Annotated in this window: 22 protein-coding genes; 13 read left to right on the top strand and 9 right to left on the bottom strand. The window is 67.2% G+C overall.

Features of this window, described 5'->3' with window-relative positions; all coding sequences use genetic code 11:
- Positions 1 to 13: 13 nt before the first annotated feature.
- Complete coding sequence (locus VHC04_RS03155; protein ID WP_325677855.1) at positions 14 to 541, bottom strand: carboxymuconolactone decarboxylase family protein; 528 nt, start codon at positions 539 to 541, stop codon at positions 14 to 16.
- A gap of 110 nt (positions 542 to 651) precedes the next feature.
- On the bottom strand, positions 652 to 1,206 hold the full coding sequence (locus VHC04_RS03150; RefSeq protein WP_325677853.1) for a peroxiredoxin: 555 nt from the start codon (positions 1,204 to 1,206) through the stop codon (positions 652 to 654).
- Positions 1,207 to 1,302: 96 nt separating this feature from the next.
- Here VHC04_RS03150 and VHC04_RS03145 point away from each other — a divergent pair, with 96 nt between their 5' ends.
- Positions 1,303 to 2,235: a hydrogen peroxide-inducible genes activator gene (locus VHC04_RS03145; RefSeq protein ID WP_325677851.1), complete on the top strand. Its 933-nt coding sequence runs from the start codon at positions 1,303 to 1,305 to the stop codon at positions 2,233 to 2,235.
- A gap of 273 nt (positions 2,236 to 2,508) precedes the next feature.
- Here VHC04_RS03145 and VHC04_RS03140 read toward each other — a convergent pair whose 3' ends face one another.
- Both VHC04_RS03140 and VHC04_RS03135 read right to left on the bottom strand, forming a co-directional pair.
- Positions 2,509 to 2,718, bottom strand: a complete 210-nt coding sequence (locus VHC04_RS03140; RefSeq protein ID WP_325677849.1) for a ChaB family protein — start codon at positions 2,716 to 2,718, stop codon at positions 2,509 to 2,511.
- A gap of 4 nt (positions 2,719 to 2,722) precedes the next feature.
- Entirely contained in the window at positions 2,723 to 3,589 is an 867-nt protein-coding gene (locus VHC04_RS03135; RefSeq protein WP_325677847.1) for an SMP-30/gluconolactonase/LRE family protein, read from the bottom strand.
- A 304-nt stretch (positions 3,590 to 3,893) separates the two neighbouring features.
- Between VHC04_RS03135 and VHC04_RS03130 the strand changes: the two genes are divergently transcribed.
- The 4 genes from VHC04_RS03130 to pdxA all read left to right on the top strand — a co-directional run bounded on the left by VHC04_RS03130 (position 3,894) and on the right by pdxA (position 10,799).
- Entirely contained in the window at positions 3,894 to 6,794 is a 2,901-nt protein-coding gene (locus tag VHC04_RS03130) for a 2-oxoglutarate dehydrogenase E1 component (RefSeq protein ID WP_325677845.1), read from the top strand.
- A 50-nt stretch (positions 6,795 to 6,844) separates the two neighbouring features.
- Positions 6,845 to 8,107 (top strand): 2-oxoglutarate dehydrogenase complex dihydrolipoyllysine-residue succinyltransferase, encoded by a 1,263-nt coding sequence (odhB, locus tag VHC04_RS03125; RefSeq protein WP_325677843.1) that lies wholly within the window; start codon positions 6,845 to 6,847, stop codon positions 8,105 to 8,107.
- 276 nt (positions 8,108 to 8,383) lie between these two features.
- Positions 8,384 to 9,775, top strand: a complete 1,392-nt coding sequence (gene lpdA / locus VHC04_RS03120; RefSeq protein WP_325677841.1) for a dihydrolipoyl dehydrogenase — start codon at positions 8,384 to 8,386, stop codon at positions 9,773 to 9,775.
- A 4-nt stretch (positions 9,776 to 9,779) separates the two neighbouring features.
- Complete coding sequence (gene pdxA, locus VHC04_RS03115; protein WP_325677839.1) at positions 9,780 to 10,799, top strand: 4-hydroxythreonine-4-phosphate dehydrogenase PdxA; 1,020 nt, start codon at positions 9,780 to 9,782, stop codon at positions 10,797 to 10,799.
- Here pdxA and minE read toward each other — a convergent pair.
- From minE to minC, 3 genes are read right to left on the bottom strand one after another with little or no spacing between them, the layout of a single operon-like run.
- Positions 10,785 to 11,078, bottom strand: a complete 294-nt coding sequence (minE, locus tag VHC04_RS03110) for a cell division topological specificity factor MinE (protein ID WP_325677837.1) — start codon at positions 11,076 to 11,078, stop codon at positions 10,785 to 10,787. The genes pdxA and minE overlap by 15 nt on opposite strands.
- Positions 11,075 to 11,890 (bottom strand): septum site-determining protein MinD, encoded by an 816-nt coding sequence (gene minD / locus VHC04_RS03105; protein ID WP_325677835.1) that lies wholly within the window; start codon positions 11,888 to 11,890, stop codon positions 11,075 to 11,077. Before minD ends, minE begins: the two co-directional genes overlap by 4 nt.
- Before the next feature lie 11 nt (positions 11,891 to 11,901).
- Positions 11,902 to 12,636, bottom strand: coding sequence for a septum site-determining protein MinC (gene minC / locus VHC04_RS03100; RefSeq protein ID WP_325677833.1), 735 nt, complete (start codon positions 12,634 to 12,636; stop codon positions 11,902 to 11,904).
- Between the two features lie 316 nt (positions 12,637 to 12,952).
- Here minC and phnC point away from each other — a divergent pair, with 316 nt between their 5' ends.
- From phnC to phnE (VHC04_RS03075), 5 genes are all read left to right on the top strand, one after another.
- Positions 12,953 to 13,762: a phosphonate ABC transporter ATP-binding protein gene (phnC, locus tag VHC04_RS03095; protein ID WP_325677831.1), complete on the top strand. Its 810-nt coding sequence runs from the start codon at positions 12,953 to 12,955 to the stop codon at positions 13,760 to 13,762.
- A 32-nt stretch (positions 13,763 to 13,794) separates the two neighbouring features.
- Positions 13,795 to 14,730, top strand: a complete 936-nt coding sequence (gene phnD / locus VHC04_RS03090) for a phosphonate ABC transporter substrate-binding protein (RefSeq protein ID WP_325677829.1) — start codon at positions 13,795 to 13,797, stop codon at positions 14,728 to 14,730.
- 83 nt (positions 14,731 to 14,813) lie between these two features.
- On the top strand, positions 14,814 to 15,758 hold the full coding sequence (gene phnD / locus VHC04_RS03085; RefSeq protein WP_325677827.1) for a phosphate/phosphite/phosphonate ABC transporter substrate-binding protein: 945 nt from the start codon (positions 14,814 to 14,816) through the stop codon (positions 15,756 to 15,758).
- On the top strand, positions 15,727 to 16,707 hold the full coding sequence (gene phnE / locus VHC04_RS03080; RefSeq protein WP_325677825.1) for a phosphonate ABC transporter, permease protein PhnE: 981 nt from the start codon (positions 15,727 to 15,729) through the stop codon (positions 16,705 to 16,707). The genes phnD (VHC04_RS03085) and phnE (VHC04_RS03080) overlap by 32 nt, the downstream gene beginning before the upstream one ends.
- A gap of 13 nt (positions 16,708 to 16,720) precedes the next feature.
- Complete coding sequence (gene phnE / locus VHC04_RS03075; protein ID WP_325677823.1) at positions 16,721 to 17,557, top strand: phosphonate ABC transporter, permease protein PhnE; 837 nt, start codon at positions 16,721 to 16,723, stop codon at positions 17,555 to 17,557.
- 17 nt (positions 17,558 to 17,574) lie between these two features.
- On the opposite strand, the gene VHC04_RS03070 is transcribed toward phnE (VHC04_RS03075), so the two are convergent.
- Positions 17,575 to 17,910, bottom strand: a complete 336-nt coding sequence (locus tag VHC04_RS03070) for a hypothetical protein (RefSeq protein ID WP_325677821.1) — start codon at positions 17,908 to 17,910, stop codon at positions 17,575 to 17,577.
- Between the two features lie 228 nt (positions 17,911 to 18,138).
- Between VHC04_RS03070 and VHC04_RS03065 the strand changes: the two genes are divergently transcribed.
- Together VHC04_RS03065 and VHC04_RS03060 are read left to right on the top strand one after the other, a co-directional pair.
- Positions 18,139 to 18,810, top strand: coding sequence for a DUF4412 domain-containing protein (locus tag VHC04_RS03065; RefSeq protein ID WP_325677819.1), 672 nt, complete (start codon positions 18,139 to 18,141; stop codon positions 18,808 to 18,810).
- 25 nt (positions 18,811 to 18,835) lie between these two features.
- Positions 18,836 to 19,576: a dienelactone hydrolase family protein gene (locus tag VHC04_RS03060; RefSeq protein ID WP_325677817.1), complete on the top strand. Its 741-nt coding sequence runs from the start codon at positions 18,836 to 18,838 to the stop codon at positions 19,574 to 19,576.
- 5 nt (positions 19,577 to 19,581) lie between these two features.
- Here VHC04_RS03060 and VHC04_RS03055 read toward each other — a convergent pair whose 3' ends face one another.
- Positions 19,582 to 20,586 (bottom strand): Gfo/Idh/MocA family protein, encoded by a 1,005-nt coding sequence (locus VHC04_RS03055; RefSeq protein WP_325677815.1) that lies wholly within the window; start codon positions 20,584 to 20,586, stop codon positions 19,582 to 19,584.
- 173 nt (positions 20,587 to 20,759) lie between these two features.
- On the opposite strand from VHC04_RS03055, the gene VHC04_RS03050 reads away from it, so the two are divergent.
- On the top strand, positions 20,760 to 22,079 hold the full coding sequence (locus VHC04_RS03050) for a UDP-glucose dehydrogenase family protein (RefSeq protein ID WP_325677813.1): 1,320 nt from the start codon (positions 20,760 to 20,762) through the stop codon (positions 22,077 to 22,079).
- The last annotated feature ends 43 nt before the right edge of the window (positions 22,080 to 22,122 follow it).

Here is a 22,122-nt window from a genome sequence, read left to right as displayed (position 1 = left end):
CGGTCCGCCGAGATCAGTGGACCGCCGCCTCCATGTCCAGCGTTCCGGCGGTGGCGTTGACGACCGCGGCGATGCGGACAGCAGCCTGCACCTGCTCCGTCGTCATGCCATGTTCGCGCACCGCGCGCTCATGGCTTTCCATGCACATGCCGCAGCCGTTGATCGCCGAAACCGCCAGTGACCACAGCTCGAAGGTTGCCTTGTCGACGCCGGGCCTGGCCATGACGTTCATCCGCAGCTTGGCGGGCAGCTTCGGGTAGTCGCCGCCGACCAGATGCGTGAACCGGTAATAGACGTTGTTCATCGCCATGATCGCGCCGGCCGCCTTCGCGGCGGTCATCGCTTCCGGCGAAAGTTGCGGCGCGAACTCATCCAGCACTTCGCGGATGACCGTCGCGTTGCGGGTGGCGAAGGCTGAGGCGATGAAGGTGCCCCCGCGCTGCTCCGTCGTCAGGGACGGTTCCGTTGCCAACGATCCGATATTCAGCCGGATATCCTTGGCATAGTCGGGCAGCTCCGACTTCAGGGCGTCAAGCGACATGACTTGTCCTTGGGCAAAACGACCGGCCGGGCCGCGTGACATCCATCCGTGACATCCATCAGGGGATGCCCGCGGCCCGGCCCGTCAGAAAGCGTCAGGCGACGGCAATATCAGGCGGCGGGGCGCAGGACCTGCTCGCCCTTGTTCCAGTTGCACGGGCACAGCTCATCGGTCTGCAGCGCGTCCAGCACGCGCAGCACCTCGGCGGGATTGCGGCCCACGGACAGGTCGTTCACCGCGGCGAACCGGATGATATTGTCCGGATCGACAACGAAGGTGGCACGCAGCGCGACGCCTTCCGTCTTGTCCAGCACGCCGGTTGCCGTCGACAGCTCCCGCTTCAGGTCGGCCAGCATCGGGATCTGCAGATCCCTCAGGTCTTCGTGGTGCAGGCGCCAGTTCAGATGGACGAACTCGCTGTCGATCGATACGCCGTAGACCACCGTGTCGCGGTCGGCGAAGTCGCCAGCCATCTTGCTGAACGCCACGATCTCGGTCGGGCAGACGAAAGTGAAGTCCTTCGGCCAGAAGAACACCACCTTCCACTTGCCCGCATCGGTCTCCGGCGTGATGTCGGTGAAGGCGGTGTTCAGGTTGAGACCTTCCGGCCCACCCTTGACGGCCTTGAGGGCGAAGGAGGGGAAGGTATCGCCAACAGTCAGCATTCCGAAACGCTCCAGATGAAAAAAGCACCACAAGTGTGGTGCGGCTGGTATGACAGCGCCAATGAATGATATTTGACCGTTCGATCGACTCATCCGATGACCATTCTCCCGAGCCCGCAACAGCTCCGATACCTCGTCGCCTTGTCGGAAACCCGCCATTTCGGGCGAGCGGCGCAGGCCTGCGCGGTGACCCAGTCGACCCTGTCGGCCGGGCTGCTGGCGCTGGAGCGGCAGCTCGACACCCAGATCCTGGATCGCGCCGCCGGCCGCCACGTGGTGTTCACCCCGCTTGGCCTCGACCTGGTGGAGCGGGCGAGGAGCGCGCTGATATCGCTGGAGGCCGTCACCGAAGCGGCCAGCGCGGCCCGCGATCCGATGACGGGGCCGCTGCGCCTCGGCCTGATCCCGACCATTGGGCCGTTCCTGCTGCCCCGGCTGATGCCGGCGCTGCGGACGGCTTTTCCCAAGCTGCGGCTCTATCTGCGGGAGGACACCACGGCGCGGCTGGTCGACCGTCTGGCGTCGCACCGGCTGGACCTGCTGCTGCTGGCGCTGCCCTGCGATTGCGGCGGCGCCCCGTCCGTCACCGTGGCGCGTGATCCGTTCGTGGTGGCCTTGCCGCCGAACCACCGGTTGGCCGGCGAGCCGGAGGTTCCGGTCGTCGCGCTGGCGACGGAGCGGCTTCTGCTGCTGGAGGACGGGCACTGCCTGCGCGACCAGGCGTTGGCGGTGTGCGGTTTGCTGGCCGGGGACAGGGTGGACGGTGAGGACGGCTTCGCCGCCACCAGCCTGCATACACTGGTTCAGATGGTGGCTGGCGGGCTGGGCGTCACGTTGCTGCCGCAACTCGCGGTATCGGCGGGGATCACGCAGGGGACGGGCGTGGTGCTACGACCGCTCGCGGGGGCCGGGGCGTGGCGGACGCTGGGGCTGGCCTGGCGGCCGAATTCCCCGCGGGCCGGTGACTACAGGGCCCTGGGCGTGCACCTTGCCGATGTGTGCCGGGAAGCGCTGGGGCCGATCTGCTAAAGCATGCCAGGGTCAGGTTGACCCCCTCATGCTTTATCAACTCTTTGATTCAAGGGGCGCGACTCACGCCCTCCAACCGCCGGCTTCAGGCGACCGCGCTCTATCGCCATTCGAGAGCGCGATTCACGCCTTCCAACCGCCGGCTTCAGGCGATCGCGCTCTATCGCTATTCGAGAGCGCGATTCACGCCTTCCAACCGCCGGCTTCAGGCGATCGCGCTCTATGGACGGCCGCCACGCGGGCAGGCGGGAGCGGGAATGAGTCGGCGTCGCGCTACTCGTTCGGGACCCAGACGGGACCCTCCTTGTGGTAATGACGCTTTACCGCGCCCCAGGCGATGCGATGGACGATCGCCTCGCCATCGGGATCGTCGGCGTGCTGCCGCCAGGCATTGTTGAAGGCGGCGAGGTAGATGTCCTGGGCGTGCCGGGGCAGGTGCAGGCGAACCGGGTCCGGCAGATCCTCGACACTGCGATACGGCATGGGCTCAGGCCTTGCGCAACGAGTACCACGGATGCGGCAGTCCCGGGACCTTCGTGCGCAGCGTATAGACCGACGTGGATGCGGTCAGCAGCAGCGTGCGAAGATCCGGGCCGCCGAAGGCGATATTGGCGCAGACCTCCGGCATCGCGATGATGCCGATCAAGCGGCCATCCGGCTCGAACACCCAGACGCCGCCGGTGCCGGTGCAGAAGACCCGCCCGGCCTCGTCGATCTTCATGCCGTCGGGCACGCCGCTGGTGCCGTCGGCCGACATGTCGGCGAAGATGCGGCGCCGGACGACGTTGCCCGCGCTGTCCAGCTCCACCGCGTGGATATATTGCGTCCACCGCGTGTTGGCGACGTACAGTGTCCGCTCGTCCCGCGACAGTGCCAGCCCGTTGGGGTATTCGACACGCAGGAACTCGGAGACCGAGCCGTCTGGGGCGATGCGGTAGACGGCGGCGTGGCCGATCTCGCGCTGGGCCAGCGGGACGCGGAAATCCGGGTCGGTGAACAGCAGCATGCCGTTGGAATGGCAGATCACGTCGTTCGGGCGGCTGAGGCGCTTGCCGTCGATCCGATCGGCGATCGTGGTGACGGTGCCGTCCCGCTCCAGCCGCGTGACCTTGCGGCCATCGCCCTCACAATGGATCAGGCGTCCCTGCAGGTCGAAGGTGGTGCCATTGCCACCTTCGGTGGTGCGCACCAGCTCTGGCGTCCCGCCCGGCACCAGGCGGTACAGCCGGTTGGCGAACAGATCGACGAAATAGAAAAACCCGTCCGGGTGCCACAACGGACCTTCGGTGAATGACATGCCGCCCGCGACCTTGGTCAACGCGCTGCTTTCCAGGACATCGTTCAATGAGGTCATGGCGTCCTCCTTGGCGCCCCGGTCGATCCGGCCGCCTTTTCCCGCAGCATAGTCGAAAGCGCCGCGGTGGCCAGCGTGGCGCCGGCGGCACCATCCGGCGACAGAGGCGCGGCGCCTCGTGGCGCCCGCCTTGCCCTTGCCGCTTGGCCTTGCCGCTGGCCCGTGCCGTCCGCCATTCATGGCGCCCGCCAAGGAACCGGCGCGGACATGCTCTTGAAGCAACCCAGGCGCGCCGTTACAGCCTTGTCTTGGCTGGTACGCGTTCTCTAAGACCCGCCCACACGACATCCAAGGATCGTAACAGATGGCCGGCATGGACATTCTGGCGTCGGCATTCAGCGGTGCCAACGCGACATTCCTCGCGGACCTCTATGCCCGTTGGGTGACCGATCCCGCCTCGGTCGATCCCAGCTTCGCGGAGCTGTTCGGTGCCATGAACGACGAGGCGCGGGCGGTGCTGGAGGATGCGACCGGCGCCTCCTGGGCGCCACGAACTCCACTGGGTACCCCACCGGAGGCCGGCGGGCGGGCGGAGGGTGCCGGCGCCGCCGGCCCGGGGACGGCCGAGGCCCCAAGGACGGGCAGCGCGTCACAGGAGGAGATCCGGGCCGCGACGGTCCGCTCACTGCGCGCGCTCATGCTGATCCGCTCCTACCGCGTCCGCGGCCACCTGGAGGCTCGGCTGGACCCGCTGGGCCTGACCATCCCGGCTCCGCACGCGGAGCTGGACCCGAAGACCTACGGCTTCACCGAGGCCGATATGGACCAGCCGATCTTCATCGACCACGTGCTGGGCCGTGAAACCGCCACCCTGCGCGAGATCGTGACGATCCTGCGGCGGACCTATTGCGGGCCGATCGGTGTCGAGTTCATGCATATCCAGGACCCGGACCAGAAATCCTGGATTCAGCGACGGGTGGAGGGGGCGCCGTGGCTGACGGCGATGACCGGCGACGACAAGCGTACGATCCTGCGGCAGCTGACCGAAGCCGAGGGGTTCGAGGCGTTCTGTCAGAAGCGCTACGTCACCACCAAGCGCTTCGGGCTGGAAGGCGGCGAGGTCACCATTCCCGCGCTGCACGCGATCATCGAGACGGCGGCGGCCGGCGGGGTGAAGGAGGTGGCCATCGGCATGCCGCATCGCGGCCGCCTGAACACGCTGGTCAATATCGTCAAGAAGCCGCTGACCGCCGTGTTCTCTGAATTCGGTGGCGAAAGCTTCCTGCCGGACGACGTGCTGGGGTCCGGTGACGTGAAATATCATCTGGGCACTTCCACCGACATGGAGATTGCCGGCCGGACGGTGCACCTGTCGCTGCAGCCGAATCCGTCCCATCTGGAAGCGGTGGACCCGGTGGTCGTCGGCAAGGTGCGCGCGCGCCAGGATTCGGCGGGCGACACCAAGGAGCGTCGGTCGGTGATGGCGATCCTGATGCACGGCGATGCCGCCTTCGCCGGTCAGGGGCTGGTGTATGAGACGCTGGCGATGAGCCAGCTGATCGGCTACCGCACCGGCGGCACGATCCATCTGGTCGTCAACAACCAGATCGGCTTCACCACGGTGCCGGCGCATGCCTATTCCGGCCTGTACTGCACCGACGTGGCCAAGGCCATCCAGGCGCCGATCCTGCATGTGAACGGTGACAACCCGGAAGCGGTGATCTTCTGCTCCCGCATGGCCGCGGATTTCCGCATGACATTCGGCGGTGATGTCGTGCTGGACATCGTCTGCTATCGCCGCCACGGCCATAACGAGACGGACGAGCCGGCCTTCACCCAGCCGCTGATGTACCGGCAGATCGCCAAGACCCGTACCACGCGGACGCTGTACGCGGAGAAACTCGCGGCCGAGGGCGTGGTGTCGGCCGAGGAGTCGAAGGCGATGCTGGATGCCGTCATGAAGACGCTGGACGACGCGAACGAGGCGGCGAAATCCTATAAGCCGAACAAGGCCGACTGGCTGGAAGGCCATTGGTCCGGCTTCCACCCGCCGGAGCGGGAGGACATGCCGCATGTCGAGGAAGAGACCGCCGTCCCGACCGACACGCTGAAGCGGATCGGCATCGCCCTGACGCGGGTGCCGGAGGGCTTCAACGTCAATTCCAAGATCGCCCGGCAGCTGGAAGCCAAGCGGCAGGCCATCGAGACCGGCCAGGACATCGACTGGGCGACCGGCGAGGCGCTGGCCTTCGGCAGCCTGCTGCTGGAGGGCCATCGCGTCCGCCTGTCCGGCGAGGACACGCAGCGCGGCACATTCAGCCAGCGCCACGCGGTGCTGATCGACCAGCTCAACCAGAACGAATACACGCCGCTGAACAACATCCAGCCGAACCAGGCGCGCATCGAGATCTACAACTCGCTGCTATCGGAAGCCGGCGTGCTGGGCTTCGACTACGGCTACTCGCTGGCCGATCCGCACACGCTGGTTCTGTGGGAAGCCCAGTTCGGTGATTTCGCCAACGGGGCGCAGGTGATCATCGACCAGTTCATCGCCAGCGGCGAAACGAAATGGCTACGCATGTCCGGCCTGGTGATGCTGCTGCCGCATGGTTACGAGGGCCAGGGGCCGGAGCACTCCTCCGCCCGTATCGAGCGCTATCTGCAGCTCTGCGCCGAACGCAACATGTGGGTCTGCAACTGCTCCACTCCGGCGAACTACTTCCACGCGCTGCGCCGGCAGGTGCACCGCAACTTCCGCAAGCCGCTGATCGTGTTCGAGCCGAAGTCGCTGCTGCGGCACAAGCTGGCGGTCTCGCCGCTGGAGGATTTCGCCGAGGGCACGCGGTTCCGCTACGTCATCCCCGAGATCGACGCGATCGATCCGCCGGAACATGTGCACCGCGTCGTACTGTGCTCCGGCAAGGTCTATTACGACCTGCTGCAGGAGCGGCGGTCGAAGGAGATCAAGGATATCGCCATCCTGCGGCTGGAGCAGTTCCATCCATTCCCGGACAAGACCCTGAGCCGCCTGCTGGCGCCCTATGGCAACGCCGACGTGGTGTGGTGCCAGGAGGAGCCGGCGAACATGGGCGCATGGACCTTCGTCGACCGTCGGATCGAGCAGGTGCTGTCGCGCCTGGACATGAAGGTACGGCGGCCGGTGCTGGTGAGCCGCGACGAGGCAGCCAGCCCCGCGACCGGCCTGGCGAAGACCCATATGGCGCAGCAATCGCGGCTGGTGGCCACGGTCCTCGGGATCGGCTAGACCGCGCCCCGGTTCCCCAGCCTCACCAGCGCCCGAAATAGGATAGAAGAATGGCGACAGAGATCGTAGTGCCGGCCCTCGGCGAAAGCGTCACCACGGCGACGGTCGCGCGGTGGATCAAGCAGGCTGGCGAAGCGGTCGCCGCCGATGAGCCGCTGGTGGAGCTGGAGACCGACAAGGTCACCGTCGAGGTGAACGCGCCCGCCGCCGGTGTGCTGACCTCGATCGCCGCCCCCGAAGGCGCCGAGGTGGAGGTTGGCGCGGTGCTGGGGATGCTGGATGCCGCCGGGGCCACGCCGGCCGTCAAGCCGGCCGCCGCGTCCGGCGGGGAGGCGATCCAGGCGCCTGGACCGGCCGCGCCGCCGCCGACCGGCATCAACCCGCCGCCCGCCGCGCGCGGCCCGGTGGCGCGTCCCGCCGCCGCGCCGGCGCACGCGCCGCTGCCCGCCGCGGCCAAGCTGATGACCGAGAATGCGGTCAGCACCGCCGATATCGGCACCGGCTCCGGCAAGGATGGCCGCATCACCAAGGGCGATGTGCTGGCGTTCCTGAACCGCCCGGCCCCCGCCCCGACCCCGGCACCCGCCCCGAAGGCGCCGCGCGCCGCGGAACCGCGGGAGGAGCGGGTGAAGATGACCCGCCTGCGCCGCACCATCGCCGCACGGCTGAAGGAAGCGCAGAACACCGCGGCGATGCTGACCACCTTCAACGAGGTGGACATGGGCGCGGTGATGGCGCTGCGTGCCGAATACCGCGACGTGTTCGAGAAGAAGCACAAGGGCGTCCGCCTGGGCTTCATGGGCTTCTTCGTTCGCGCCTGCTGCGCGGCACTGAAGGAGTTCCCGGCGGTGAACGCCGAGATCGACGGCGACGACATCATCTATAAGAACTTCGTCCACATGGGTATCGCGGTGGGCGGCCCGTCAGGCCTGGTCGTGCCGGTGATCCGCGACGCCGATCGGATGTCGCTGGCGCAGATCGAGAGCGCCGTCGCCACCTTCGGCCGCCAGGCGCGGGACGGGCAGTTGAAGCTGGAGGACCTGACCGGCGGCACGTTCAGCATCACCAATGGCGGCATCTACGGGTCGCTGATGTCGACGCCGATCCTGAACCCGCCGCAGTCGGCGATCCTGGGCATGCACAAGATCCAGGACCGCCCGATGGTGGTCGGCGGCAAGATCGAGATCCGTCCGATGATGTACCTGGCGGTGTCCTATGACCACCGCATCGTCGACGGGAAGGAAGCGGTGTCCTTCCTGGTGCGGGTGAAGGAAAGCATCGAGGATCCCCGCAGGCTGCTGCTGGAGATTTGATCGCGGTCATGGCGGGGCAATGATCCTTTCCCGTCATCCTCGGCGACGACTCGTCTCCGTCATGGCCGGCGTACGCCCGCCATGACGAAGGGGCGCCACCCTCGCAATACATCCCGGCGCAGGCGCTGCCGTGGCGACGCACGGCTGCCGTGACAAAAAGCGTGATACCGCCATGGCATGTACGGGAAGTAACGGCGACGACCATTCCGCTATCATCGGCAAGCGCGGCGCCTCGTTCGGCGCTGTAACCCTTCAGCAACGACACCAGAGGATTGCATGAGCGACTCCTTCGACGTCATCGTCATTGGCTCCGGCCCTGGTGGCTATGTCTGCGCCATCCGCGCCGCCCAGCTTGGGCTGAAGACGGCCTGCGTGGAAAAGCGCGCGACCCTGGGCGGCACCTGCCTGAACATTGGCTGCATCCCCTCCAAGGCGCTGCTGCAGTCCTCCGAGGCGTTCGACAAGGCCAGCCACGCACTGAAGGACCATGGCGTGCTGGTCGAGGGCGTGAAGCTCGACCTCGCGCGGATGCAGGCACGCAAGCAGGAGGTCGTCACCGCCAACACCAGGGGCGTCGAGTTTCTGTTCCGCAAGAACAAGATCACCTGGCTGAAGGGCACCGGCCGCATTGCCGCGCCCGGCAAGGTGGACGTGGACGGCCAGATTCACGAGACCAAGGCGATCGTCATCGCCACCGGCAGCGACAGCGTGCCGCTGCCGGGCGTGACGGTGGATGAGCGGCAGATCGTCACTTCCACCGGCGCGCTGGAACTGGACAAGGTGCCGGGCCACCTGGTTGTCATCGGCGCCGGCGTGATCGGGCTGGAACTGGGCAGCGTGTGGCGCCGCCTGGGCGCCGAGGTCACGGTGGTGGAATTCCTGGACCGCATCGTGCCCGGCATGGATACCGAGGTTGCCACCGCCTTCCAGCGCATCCTGGCCAAGCAGGGCATCAAGTTCCGGCTGGGTACCAAGGTAACGAGCGCCGCCGCCGGCGCGGACGGGGTCGTCCTGACCATGGAACCGGTGACGGGCGGCAACGCCGAAACGCTGAAAGCCGATATCGTGCTGGTGGCGATCGGCCGGCGCCCCTACACGGATGGTCTTGGCCTGGCGGAAGCCGGCGTCGCGCTGGATGAGCGCAAGCGGGTCATCGTCGATCAGCACTATGCCACCAACGTCCCGGGTATCTATGCGATCGGCGATGTCATCGCCGGGCCGATGCTGGCGCACAAGGCCGAGGACGAAGGCGTGGCGGTGGCGGAAATCCTGGCCGGTCAGGCCGGGCATGTGAACTACGACGCGATTCCCGGTGTCGTCTACACCTGGCCGGAAGTGGCCACGGTGGGCAAGACCGAGGATGAGCTGAAGCTGGGCGGCCCCGCCTACACGGTGGGAAAATTCCCGTTCACCGCCAACGGCCGAGCGCGCGCCATGGGCGATACGGACGGGTTCGTCAAGGTGCTGGCGGAAAAGGGGACGGATCGCCTGCTGGGCGCCCATATCGTCGGGCCGGATGCCGGCGCGCTGATTGCCGAGGTCGTCACCGCGATCGAGTTCGGTGCCTCGGCCGAGGATGTCGCGCGTGTCTGCCATGCCCATCCGACGCTGAGCGAGGCGGTGAAGGAAGCGGCCCTGGCGGCCGACGGCCGGGCGATCCATATCTGACGCCATGGAGCCGCTCGCACTGACGATGGGATGCCCCGCCGGCATCGGTGGGGAGTTGACGCTGCGGGCCTGGCTCGACCGCCGGGCGACGGGGCCGGTGTTCGTGGCGCTGGATGATGCGGATCGGCTGGCCGCGCTGGCGGGGCAAATGGGCCTGGACGTGCCGGTGCGGCCGGTGGCGTCGCCGTCCCAGGCCGTGGGCGTGTTCCCGGCCGCGTTGCCGGTGCTGCCCGTGCCGTTGGCGGAACCGGTGGTGCCGGGGCGCCCCAGCAAGGCCAATGCCGGCGCCGTGGTGCGGTCGATCGAGTTGGCCACGGGCCTGGCGCTGCGAGGCGAAGCGGCGGCGGTGGTGACCAATCCGATCAACAAGGCCGCCCTGTATGATGCCGGCTTCGCCTATCCGGGCCACACCGAGTTCCTGGCGCACCTGACGGGCGCCAGCGGCAGGCAGATCATGATGCTGGCCAGCCCGACGCTGCGCGTGGTGCCGGTGACGGTGCATGCCTCGCTGCGCGATTCGATCGCCATGCTGAGCACGGAGATGATCGTGGCCGCCGCCCGCACCACGGCGACCGCCCTGCGCCGTGATTTCGGCCTGGCGCGGCCACGCCTGGCGATGGCCGGCCTCAATCCGCATGCCGGGGAGAAGGGCGCGCTGGGGCGGGAGGAAGCCACGCTGATCGAACCCGCCATCGCGGTGCTGCGGGCGGACGGCATCGACGTCTCGGGTCCCTGGCCACCCGACACGATGTTCACGGCGAAGGCGCGCGCACGCTATGACGCGGCGATCTGCATGTATCACGACCAGGCGTTGATCCCGCTGAAGACCCTGGACATGGAGCATGGCGTCAACGTGACGCTGGGCCTGCCGATCGTGCGGACATCCCCGGATCACGGCACTGCCTATGACATCGCGGGCAAGGGGCTTGCGGAGCCGACGAGCCTGCTGGCGGCGCTGGATCTCGCGGCGCAGCTTGGTGTTGAATCGCAGAGCGCCCGCGCGGCGCGCTCAGGCGGAGGCTGACACCCGCGTTTCCGGCTTGCGGGGATTGAGCTTGGCGTCGATCGGCACCTCGACGTCGATTTCCAGCATCGACACGTTGGAGCCGCGATCCATCTTGATCTGCACCGCGTCGCGGTCGACCTGGACGTGCTTGGCGATGACCGCCAGGATCTCCTCCTGCAGCACGGCCATCAGGTCGGATTTGCCGATCACGCTGCGCTCATGCGCCAGCAGGACCTGCAAGCGGTCGCGCGCGACCGGAGCGGTGTTGCGCCGACGGAAGACGTCGAACAGGTTCATGCGACTCTCCGGCCGAACAGCCGGCCCATCAGGCCCTTGCGTTCCAGCGGCACCACCACCTCGACCGTCTCCCCCTTCAGCCGGCGGGCGGCGTCGAAATAAGCGCGGGCGGGAGCGCTGTCGGGACTGTTGAGGGTGACGGGCGAGCCGACATTGGATGCCTTCAGCACTTCTTCCGACTCGGGAATGATACCGAGAAGGGGAATCGACAGGATCTCGAGGACGTCGTCGGTCTTCAGCATCTCGTTGCGGGCCGCGCGGGCCGGATCGTAGCGGGTGACCAGAAGGAACTTGTCCATCCGCTCCCCGTTCTCGGCCTTCAGCGTCTTCGAATCCAGCATGCCGATGATGCGGTCGGAATCGCGGACGGAGGAGACTTCGGGGTTGGTGACGACGACGGCGACATCGGCATTGCGCATCGCCAGCAGGGCGCCGCGCTCGATCCCGGCGGGGCTGTCGCAGATCACCCAGTCGAATTTCTCCCGCAGGTCGGCGATGACCTTGTCCACGCCTTCCGTCGTCAGCGCGTCCTTGTCGCGGGTCTGGGAAGCCGGCAGCAGCGACAGGGTTTCCAGCCGCTTGTCGCGGATCAGCGCCTGCGGCAGCTTGGCATCGCCCTGCACGACGTTGATCAGGTCGAACACGACCCGCCGCTCCGCGCCCATCACGAGGTCGAGGTTGCGCAGCCCGACATCGAAATCGACGACGACGACATTCGCGCCGGAGCGGGCGAGTGCCCCGCCCAGGGCCGCCGTCGATGTCGTCTTGCCGACGCCGCCCTTGCCGGACGTCACGACCAGGACCTTGCCCATCTGCGTTCCCCTCATTCCAACACCGATATTTTCATCTGCTCGCCGTCCAGCCAGACCTGCACGGATCGTCCGACCACCTGGGCGGGCATGTCGTCCGCGGTCTGATAGACGCCGTCGATCGCCACCAATTCCGCCTGCAGCCGGTTGCAGAAGATCCGGGCGGCGGCATTGCCGCCCATGCCGGCGATCGCCCGGCCGCGCAGCGTGCCATACACATGGATCGACCCCCCCGCCATGATCTCGGCCCCCGAGGCGACGGAGCCGAGGACGGTGACATCGCCGCGCTCGAACACCACGGTCTGGCCGGAGCGGACCGGCTGGTCGATCACCAGCGCATTGCCGGCGGCCTGGCTGGGGTCCGCATGACCCGGTTCGGGTTCCGGCGCGGCGGCGGGCGCCGGGGCCGGTTCCGGGATCTCTACCGCGCGTCCGGGCTTCGATGGCGGGGGCATCGACCGGCCCCATGCCTCGATCCCCGCCCAGGAGGGATGCGCGCCCTCGGTGCCGATGATGCGGATGCCGCGCTGCTCCAGCAACTGGATGAACTCCGCCACGCCTTGCTGCTCGCGCGGGATGCCGGTCAGGTCCAGCACCACGGGACGGGCGTCGAAGAAATTCGGCGAGCGCTGCATCTGCGTGTCGAGCGCGTTGAGCCAACCCTGCAAGGGCGGTTCGGGCGCCAGGACGAGGGCCATGATCGAACGGCCTCTCAGGCGGATCAAAGGGGCAGACTCGGCTGTTGTCACAGTTTCGACCTATCGCGCCGACGTTGCAGGGTCAACGGCAAAACCGGTGTCGACCACAAAATGATGTGGATAACATCCTGGTCGGACCGCTAGATATTGCGGCGATTGGGGCATGCCCACCTCTACCAATAGTGGCCGCCGCGCGAGCCGGGGGCGCCGGCGGCACGACCATTGCGTGCAGCCATCGGTCTTCGGCACAAGTGCACGTACGGGCAGATGTCACCGAAACATAACGCCCTTGCCCTGCCCCTGAATGCTACCGCATCCTGGAAAGCCACCGCTCCGGCACCGGCTCGGACACGGGAACCGCGAAAGAGTGCTCGAACTTCTGAACGTGAGTCGCCGCTTCGGCGACACGCTGGCCGTTGCCGAGGCCAGCCTGACCATCGCCCCTGGCGAGATGGTCGGCATCATCGGCCGCTCCGGCGCCGGCAAGTCGACGCTGCTGCGTCTGATCAATCGCCTGATCGACCCGACGGATGGGCGCATTCGCAGCGACGGCGTCGACGTCACCAGCCTGCGCGGCCGCGACCTGCGGGCGTGGCGGGCACGGACGGCGATGATTTTCCAGCAGTTCAACCTGGTCGGACGGCTGGACGTCCTGACCAACGTGCTGTGCGGGCGGCTGAACCAGGTCTCCACCCCGCGCATGCTGTTCAAGCTGTTCACGCCCACGGAGCGCGCCCTGGCCATCCGAGCACTGGATCGGCTGGGCCTCGCTGAGGCGGCGCTGAAGCCGGCCGAGGCGTTGTCGGGCGGGCAGCAGCAGCGCGTCGCCATCGCGCGCGCCCTGATGCAGCAGCCGCGCATCGTACTGGCGGACGAGCCGATCGCCTCGTTGGACCCGCACAACGCCAAGGTGGTGATGGACGCGCTGGCCGACATCAACCGCCGCGACGGGATCACCGTGCTGACCAACCTGCACACGCTGGATACCGCGCGGACCTATTGCCGCCGAGTGGTTGGCATGGCCCAGGGCCGGGTCGTGTTCGACGGCGAGCCGGAGCAACTGACGGCGGCGGCGCTGCAGCAGATCTACGGGCAGGGCGATCCGGCCGTGGTGCTGGATGAGCGCATTACGTCCACCAGCCTGCCGCTGCGCCCGGCCGCCGCCGTTACTCGCTGATCCTTCATATCGCTCAGACCGGAGAAAAGCGCATGTTTCGACGCAACGCGATCCGTCTTGCCCTGGCGGCGGCCGTCAGCCTGGCTGTCAGCGCCGCGGCCCAGGCCGCCGGCTGGCGTGACCAGGTGAAGGAGTTCCGTATCGGCCTGCTGGGTGGCGAGAACACCCAGGACCGGCTGGTCCGCTACGACGGATTCCAGAAGCTGCTGGAGCAGAAGCTGGGCGTCCCGGTGAAGCTGTACCCGGCTGCGGACTATGCCGGGGTGATGCAGGGCATGGCGGCCGGCCAGCTCGACGCCGCCGCATTCGGCGCCTCGGGCTTTGCCGGCACCTGGCTGGACTGCAAATGCGTGGAGCCGGTGGTGGTGCCGCAGGAGAAGGACGGGACCACCTATTACTACTCGGTGATGGTCACGTTGGCGAACAGCGGCATCAAGTCGCTCGCCGACATGAAAGGCCATTCGCTCGCCTTCGCCGATCCGAATTCAACCTCGGGTTACCTGATCCCCAGCGCGACGTTGAAGAGCAAGGGGATCGACCTGTCGGACGGTGCCTATTTCTCCCGCACCGGCTTTGCCGGCGGCCATGAGCAGGGCGTCGTCGCGGTGCTGAACAAGCAGTACGACGCCTGCGTCACCTGGACCTCCGGGCAGGGCGACAAGGCCGAGGGCTATACGCGCGGCAATCTGCGCAGCATGGTCGACAAGAAGATGCTGAGGATGTCCGACATCAACATCATCTGGCAGTCCGGCAAGATTCCGAACGGCCCGTGGGCGGTGCGGACGGCGCTGCCGGCCGACCTGAAGAAGGAATTTTCCGACTTCATGCTGGCCATGCCGAAGGAGCACCCCGACGTCTACGACGCCATCGAGCGCGGCGCCGGTGTCGGCTATGTCCCGGCCACGATGGAGCTGTACAAGGACATCATCGAACTGCGGGAGGCGGAACGGAGCGGCGGCCGGTCCTGATCGGATCGGCGAAAGACGCGTGGACCGGGCCGTCGAAGCCTCCTACCGTCAGGCAGTTTTGCCGCCTGCGCCGGAGTTGATCGATGGTCCGCCGTCTCACCTACCTGTTTGCCGCCGCCTGCGCGCTGATCCTGGTGTCCCAGGTGTGGGCGTCCCACGCCAGGGCGCAGGACTGGAAGGCGCAGATGAAGGAATTCCGGCTCGGCCTGCTGGGCGGCGAAAACACCCAGGCCCGGCTTGCCCGCTATGACGGCTTCCAGAAACTGCTGCAGGAAAACCTGGGGATTCCGGTGAAGCTCTACCCCGCCGCCGATTACGCCGGCGTAATGCAGGCGATCGCCGCCGGCCAGTTGGACGGCGCCGAATTCAGCCCCTCCGCCTTCGCCGGCGCCTGGCTGGACTGCAAATGCGTCGGGCCCACCGTGGTGCCGTTGGAGAGGGACGGAACGATCTATTACATTGCCGTGATGATCACGCGCGCGGATAGCGGGATCAGGTCGATCGCCGACATGAAGGGGCATTCGCTGGCCTGGGCCGACCCGAACTCGGCATCGGGCTACCTGATTCCGGCGGCGTCACTGCGCAAGCAGGGCATAGATCTGTCGGACGGGGCGTATTTCTCCCGCACCGGCTTTGCCGGTGGGCATGAGCAGGGGATCATCGCGGTGCTGAACAAGCAATACGACGCTTGCGTCACCTGGACCTCGGGCCAGGGCGATGAGGCGCAGGGGTTCAGCCGCGGGGCGCTGCGCGGCATGGTGGATCGCGGCATGCTGCATATGTCCGACGTGCGGATCATCTGGAAATCCGCCCGGATTCCGAACGGCCCCTGGGGGCTGCGCGGTGCGCTGCCCGCCGGCTTCAAGCAGGTGTTCACCGCGTTCATGATGGACCTGCCGAAGTCGCACAAGGACATCTATGATGCGATCGAGCAGGGCGTAGGGATCGGCTATGTGCCGGCCTCGATGGACATGTACAAGGATCTGATCGAGCTGCGTGAGGCGGAACGCAGCGGCAACCGCGGCTGATCCGTTCCGCATGACGGCCAGAGCCTCCCCGACCGATCCGACCGATGATGCCGCCTACCGGTTGTTCGAACGGCGGTTCGGCGCGGTGCGCCGAGCGCGGCAGCTGGAGCCGGTGCTGACCTTTGCCGTCGTTGCATTGCTGTTCGTGCTGGCAGCCGTATGGACGGACTTCCTGCCCGCCACGGTCTGGCATGGCCTGCCGCGCATCGGCGAATATTTCGGAAAACTGCTGTCGATCCAGCCCAGGCGTGACGCCGATCCGGTGCCGGTGCTGGCCTGGGCACACCTGTTCGGCGGGGTGAAGCAGCCGCAGTCCCTTGCCTACTGGTTCTACCGGATCGACGTCTATCTGCGGCTGCTGTGGCAGACCATTCAGATGGCCATCCTGTCCACCGCGATCGGCTTCAGCTTGGCGGTCGCGCTGTGCTTTCCGGCCACGCGGACATTGATGGCCACGCCGCCCGTCGTGTTCGTCGTGCGCCGCCTGCTGGAGGTGATGCGCAGCATACCCCAAGTGGTGCTGGCCTTCATCCTGGTCTGGCCGTACGGCATCGGGCCGCTGGCCGGCATCCTGGCGATTGCCCTCCACACCACCGGCTCGCTGGGGAAACTGTTCGTCGAGCTGAACGAGAACGCCGATATGCGTGCCGTCGACGGCATCCGCTCGGTTGGCGGGTCCTGGCTGGCGCAGATCCGATACGGCGTGGTGCCGCAGGTCTGGCCGGGCTTCCTCAGCTATGGGCTGTTGCGGTTCGAGATCAACGTACGCTCCTCCACCATCATCGGCTTCGTCGGCGCCGGCGGCATCGGGCAGGAGCTGAAGCGGGTGATCAGCTTCAACATCTATGAGGAGGTTAGCGCGATCGTCATTCTGATCCTGCTGATCGTCGTGACCATCGATCTGCTGTCGGCACAGCTCCGTCACCGCTTCCTGGGGACGCCGTCATGACAGGAACGGCGCGATGAGCGGCGTGGCCGGACTCGATGTGACCGCGGAACGGGATCGGCATCCCGAGGTCTTCCGCCCGCGCGGCTGGTGGCACTGGCTGCTGGGCGTCGCGGCGCTCGCCTATCTGATCTATCTGGGCGCCCTGTTCGATTTTGGACGGACATTCACCGGCCTGCCCCGGCTGTGGGTGATCCTGCGCCTGATGGCGGACTGGACCGGGTTCGCGGACTGGGACCATGCCCAGCTCTGGAGTTCAATGCTGGAAACCGTGGCGATGGCCTATCTGGGCACGTTGCTGGGTTCGATGATCGCCCTGCCGCTGGGTTTCCTGGGCGCGCGGAACGTTATTCCGAACGCAGTCTTCCGCTTCCTGACGCGGCGTATTTTCGACGGGTTCCGCGGGCTGGACCAGCTGATCTGGGCGCTGGTGTTCGTCCGCGCGATGGGGTTGGGGCCGATCGCGGGCATCCTGGCCATCGCCGTGGCCGACGCCGGCACGTTGGCGAAATTGTTTTCCGAGGCAATCGAGAACATCGACCGCAAGCCGATCGAGGGCATCACCTCGGTGGGTGCCGGCCGCCTGGCCGTGTTGCGCTATGCCTATCTGCCGCAGGTGATGCCGGTGATGGTCAGCCAGACGCTGTATCTGATCGAATCGAATACGCGGGAGGCGACGATCCTGGGTCTGGTTGGTGCCGGCGGCATCGGCCTGCGCCTGTCGGAACGAATCCAGATCAATGCCTGGGACCAGGTCGCCTACATCATCGTGCTGATCCTGGTCACCGTGGCGCTGATCGATACCGCATCGCGCTATCTGCGGATGCGGCTGATCGGGATTTCCTCGCGGTAGGGTCTACGCGGCAGGATCTACATCACCAGTGTCCGCTCCTCCTCCTGCTGCTTCTGCGCCAGCCATGGCGGCACATACCCGGCGCGGAAGTCCGGCAGCTCGCAGGGCCGAGGATCGAAGCTGGCGAAGCGCGCCGGGCGGCCGCGCACGATGTCGCCCATGTGCGGGCTGGGGATCGGGCTGGGCGTATAGGCGAACGAATCCGCCGACGAATAAACCGGCAGCGGCAACGGCCGCGCGCGATCGGACTGCTTCTTCAACGACCCATGGATCGTCCGGCAATTCAGCAGTACCGTCGTGCCGGGGCCGCCGGTCGCGGTGACAGCGCTTTCCGGCGGGATGGATCGGAGCACCTCATCGCGGATGCGGACGACGAAGGCAGCATTCTCATGCCGGCTTCTTCCATGGCGGCCTGGCTTCGGCTCCCGCCAGCCTGGCGCAGTTTTCGGCCGGGACCAAGCCGACATGGCCCGACATGGCCCGGGCGACGCGTCCGGTTCCGCTTGCCGTCGCGCGGGGAAGGTGGGACCATCGCCCGACGATCACGCGCCGGCACGATCGGCGATCAGGCAGGAACGTTCATGAAAGCAGTCTTCGTCACGGGTGCCCTGTTGTGTGCCGCCGGTCCCGCCCTGGCGGATACCCCGCCCTCATTGCGGCCTGACAAGGACGTGGCCGTCGAGTATCGTTTCCAGGGCGACCAGCCGGGCGATGCCGGCCAGGCTGATCGGACCATGTCGATGTATTTTACCGATCATGGCAACAAGATGCGCTTCGACATGGCGTCGGGCCGTGGCTACGGGATCGTCGACTATGGGACGCAGCGCGCCGTCATCGTGATGGCCGAGCAGAAGATGTATATCGAGCATGCGATCGACCAGGCGCACACGCCGATGGCGGCGCTGGCCAATGCCAGCTTCAAGCGGAAGGGCACCGATACCGTCGCGGGTCTGAGCTGCACGGTCTATGAGGTGGTGCGAGACGGGGACAAGGGCGAGGCGTGCATCACCGATGACGGGGTCCTGTTGCGGTCCGGCAGTGACACCGGCAAGGCCGGCCATTTCACATTGGAGGCGATCAAGGTCACCTACGGCCCACAGCCCGCTTCCCTGTTCTCGCCGCCCGCGGACTTCCGGAAGCTGGACCTGCCCGCGATGCAGCATGGCATGATGGGGCAGGGACGCATGCCGCCCGGCATGGCGATGCCGCCCGGCATGGCGATGCCGCCGGGGACGACGGCGCCGGCACGGTGACCGGCGCGCGGGGGAGAAGGCAGCCATGATCGAGGACATTCGCGATATCCCTACCCGGGCCGGGACGATGGAGACCTTCATCGTGCATCCGGAACGGAATGGGCCGCACCCGCCGGTGTTGATGCTGATGGACGCGCCGGGCATCCGCGAGGAACTGTATGACATGGCGCGCCGCCTCGCCGCGGTCGGTTTCTACGTTCTGCTGCCGAATCTGTATTATCGCGCCGGTGCCGATACGAAATACGGTCCTGATGTGCTGGTGAAGGGCAGTGCGGAGCAGGCGCGGATGCGCGCGGTGCGCACGAAGATGACCATCCCGCCGGTGATGGACGACATCGCCGACCTGCTGGTGTTCCTGGATGCGCAGGATGCGGCCCGGCCGGGCCCGGTCGGCACGCATGGCTACTGCATGAGCGGCCCCTATTCCCTGGCCGCCGCCGCGCGCTTTCCCGACCGCGTCGCGGCCGCCGCGTCCTTTTATGGCACCTGGCTGGTCAGCGACGCGCCGGAGAGCCCGCATCTGACGCTGGGGAACGCCAAGGGCGAGCTTTACATCGCCTGTGCGGAGCACGATGAACTCGCGCCCTTGCCGATGGTGGCGGAATTGAAGGTACTGTTCGAAAAATCCGGCAATGGCGGGGAGCTGGAAATGTATCCCGGCGTGCACCATGGTTTCGCCTTCCCGCAGCGCTGGTGCTACGACAAGCCGGCCGCGGAGCGGCATTGGGAAAGGCTGATCGCCCTCTATCGCCGCCGCCTGGGATGACTGTGTCAGCCGGGCGGGGCGATCAGCCCGGACGCCATCATCCGGTCCCGTGACTCCCGCATGGCTCGCCCGACCGCCAGCGCCGCCGCCAAGGCGCGGCGACCAACGGCCGCGTCCACCAGCACCGGCGCGCCGTCCAGGATCGAGGCGGCAAAGGCCGCATGTTCCGCCGCCAGGGAATCATGGTCCTGCCAGGACACGTCCTCCATGCTGAAGCCGTTGACGCCCGGCACCGGCATGGCGTCGGCCACGTCCGCATCCTCCTCGGTGCGATGGATGACGGTCAGCTTACGGGCGGCGAAATCGGCCGCCAGGTAGCGGTCCTGGGCGAAGATGCGCATCCGCCGTTCCGTGCGCGGGGAAATCCTGCTGGCGGTGATGCTGGCCACCGCGCCGTTGCGGAAGCGCAGACGGGCGTTGGCGATGTCCTCGTACTGGCTGGCGACCGCGCCGCCGATCGCATCCACGCCCTCGATCTCGCTGTCGACCAGGGCCAGCACGAGGTCCAGGTCGTGGATCATCAGGTCCAGGATGACCGACACGTCGGTGCCGCGCGGCTTGAACGGGGCGATGCGCGTCGCCTCGATATACAGCGGGTTCAGCACCTTGCCCTCCATCGCCTGGAAGGCGGCGGAGAAGCGCTCCAGATGGCCGACCTGCAGCACCAGCCGGCGCGCCTTGGCCAGCGCGCCCAGCTCCTCGGCCTCGGCCAGGGTGGCCGCCATCGGCTTCTCCACCAGCACGTGCTTGCCGGCGGTCAGCGCCGCGTGGGCCAGCGCGTGATGGGTGTCGGCGGGTGCGGCGATGATGACCGCGTCGCTGGTGTGCAGCAGCGCTTCAAGCGCCAGGTCGGGTGCGCCCGCCTCCCACCCCAGGGTCTTCGCCCGCTCCGTGTCCAGGTCGGCGATGCCGCTGAGCGTTGCGCGTGCCGAGGCGGCGACCTTCAGCGCGTGATAGCGGCCGAAATGACCGGCACCGACGACGCCGATGCGAAGGGGGGAAGCGGGCATGGCTTGACCGATCGGTTGAGGCGGCGAACAGCGCAGACACATCGCGCGGCCGCACGTCGTGTCAAGAGGGGTGGCGGCGGGCGGCACATGAGCGGAGCCGGGAGGCGGCAATTTTCTGGAATCCGGCGGCGCTCTGTGCTGAATCCGCCTCGTGAGCAGAAGGATTTCACCCGGTGCGCATTACGATGATCGGCGGCGGCTATGTCGGACTGGTTTCCGGCGCCTGCTTCGCGGAATTTGGAACGGAAGTGACGATTGTCGAGGCGGATCCCAAAAGACTCTCCGCGCTCAATGAAGGCCGCATGCCGATCTATGAGCCTGGCCTGGACAAGCTGGTGCAGGAGAATGTCACGGCCGGACGGCTGCGCTTCACCGGCGATCTGGCTGGCGGCGTCGCGGGGGCCGAGGCCGTGTTCATCGCCGTCGGCACGCCCACGCGGCGCGGCGATGGCCATGCCGACCTGAAATACGTTTATACGGCGGCGGAGCAGGTGGCCAAGGCGCTCACCGGCTATGCGGTGATCGTGACGAAATCCACCGTTCCGGTGGGCACCGGCCGCCACGTCAAGCAGATCGTGCAGACGGCGCGCCCGGACTTGGAATTCGATGTGGCCTCCAACCCCGAATTCCTGCGGGAAGGCAATGCCATCGGCGACTTCATGCGGCCCGACCGCGTCGTCATCGGCGCGGAATCCGATCGCGCGCGGGAGGTGCTGCGCCGGCTCTACCGGCCGCTATACCTGATCGAGGCACCGATCGTGTTCACCTCGATCGAGACGGCGGAGCTGACCAAATATGCCGCCAATGCCTTCCTGGCGATGAAGGTCACCTTCATCAACGAAATGGCGGATCTGTGTGAGAAAGTCGGCGCCGACGTGCATGACGTGTCGCGCGGCATCGGCCTGGACGGGCGGATCGGGCGCAAATTCCTGCATCCCGGCCCCGGCTATGGCGGGTCCTGCTTTCCCAAGGACACCCTGGCGCTGGTCCGTACCGCGCAGGATTACGGCGCACCGTCTCGGCTGGTGGAGGCGACCGTGGCGGTCAATGACGCCCGCAAATCCAGCATGGCCATGCGCGTGGTGGCCGCCTGCGGCGGATCGGTGCGGGGCAAGACCCTGGGCGTGCTGGGCCTGACGTTCAAACCGGAGACCGACGACATGCGGGACTCGCCATCGCTGTCCATCATCGCGCGCCTGGCCGGCGACGGCGCCACGATCCGAGCCTTCGACCCCGAAGGGATGGAGCAGGCGAAACCGCTGCTGCCGGAGAATGTGGAGTACTGCAAGGATGCGCTGGACGCCGCCGCCGGCGCGGATGCCCTGGTGCTGATCACCGAATGGAACGAATTCCGCGCCCTGGCCCCCAGCCGGCTGGCCGAGGTGATGCGCGGGCGCGTTCTGGTCGACCTGCGGAACGTCTATGACCCGGCGGCGATGCGGGAGGCCGGGTTTGACTATCATGGCGTCGGGCGGCCACAACGTCGCGCCTGATCGGGGTCAGCCCCGACGGGGCACCCCACATGAGCTGCCGCTG

Source organism: Rhodopila sp. (genome assembly GCF_035548095.1).
In the GTDB taxonomy this organism is placed as follows: domain Bacteria; phylum Pseudomonadota; class Alphaproteobacteria; order Acetobacterales; family Acetobacteraceae; genus Rhodopila.
The sequence above is the reverse complement of the archived record's forward strand: the minus strand, read 5'-3'. Positions and strand labels throughout refer to the sequence as shown.

Excerpts from the sequence above, each read along its gene's own strand:
- VHC04_RS03130 (WP_325677845.1), top strand. The coding sequence starts at position 3,894 with ATGGCCGGCATGGACATTCTGGCGTCGGCATTCAGCGGTGCCAACGCG.
- phnD (WP_325677829.1), top strand. The coding sequence starts at position 13,795 with ATGTTTCGACGCAACGCGATCCGTCTTGCCCTGGCGGCGGCCGTCAGC.
- minE (WP_325677837.1), bottom strand. The coding sequence starts at position 11,078 with ATGAACCTGTTCGACGTCTTCCGTCGGCGCAACACCGCTCCGGTCGCG.
- VHC04_RS03135 (WP_325677847.1), bottom strand. The coding sequence starts at position 3,589 with ATGACCTCATTGAACGATGTCCTGGAAAGCAGCGCGTTGACCAAGGTC.
- pdxA (WP_325677839.1), top strand. The coding sequence starts at position 9,780 with ATGGAGCCGCTCGCACTGACGATGGGATGCCCCGCCGGCATCGGTGGG.
- VHC04_RS03145 (WP_325677851.1), top strand. The coding sequence starts at position 1,303 with ATGACCATTCTCCCGAGCCCGCAACAGCTCCGATACCTCGTCGCCTTG.
- phnE (WP_325677823.1), top strand. The coding sequence starts at position 16,721 with ATGAGCGGCGTGGCCGGACTCGATGTGACCGCGGAACGGGATCGGCAT.
- odhB (WP_325677843.1), top strand. The coding sequence starts at position 6,845 with ATGGCGACAGAGATCGTAGTGCCGGCCCTCGGCGAAAGCGTCACCACG.
- minD (WP_325677835.1), bottom strand. The coding sequence starts at position 11,890 with ATGGGCAAGGTCCTGGTCGTGACGTCCGGCAAGGGCGGCGTCGGCAAG.
- VHC04_RS03150 (WP_325677853.1), bottom strand. The coding sequence starts at position 1,206 with ATGCTGACTGTTGGCGATACCTTCCCCTCCTTCGCCCTCAAGGCCGTC.
- lpdA (WP_325677841.1), top strand. The coding sequence starts at position 8,384 with ATGAGCGACTCCTTCGACGTCATCGTCATTGGCTCCGGCCCTGGTGGC.
- phnD (WP_325677827.1), top strand. The coding sequence starts at position 14,814 with ATGGTCCGCCGTCTCACCTACCTGTTTGCCGCCGCCTGCGCGCTGATC.
- VHC04_RS03140 (WP_325677849.1), bottom strand. The coding sequence starts at position 2,718 with ATGCCGTATCGCAGTGTCGAGGATCTGCCGGACCCGGTTCGCCTGCAC.
- VHC04_RS03055 (WP_325677815.1), bottom strand. The coding sequence starts at position 20,586 with ATGCCCGCTTCCCCCCTTCGCATCGGCGTCGTCGGTGCCGGTCATTTC.
- VHC04_RS03065 (WP_325677819.1), top strand. The coding sequence starts at position 18,139 with ATGAAAGCAGTCTTCGTCACGGGTGCCCTGTTGTGTGCCGCCGGTCCC.
- VHC04_RS03155 (WP_325677855.1), bottom strand. The coding sequence starts at position 541 with ATGTCGCTTGACGCCCTGAAGTCGGAGCTGCCCGACTATGCCAAGGAT.
- VHC04_RS03060 (WP_325677817.1), top strand. The coding sequence starts at position 18,836 with ATGATCGAGGACATTCGCGATATCCCTACCCGGGCCGGGACGATGGAG.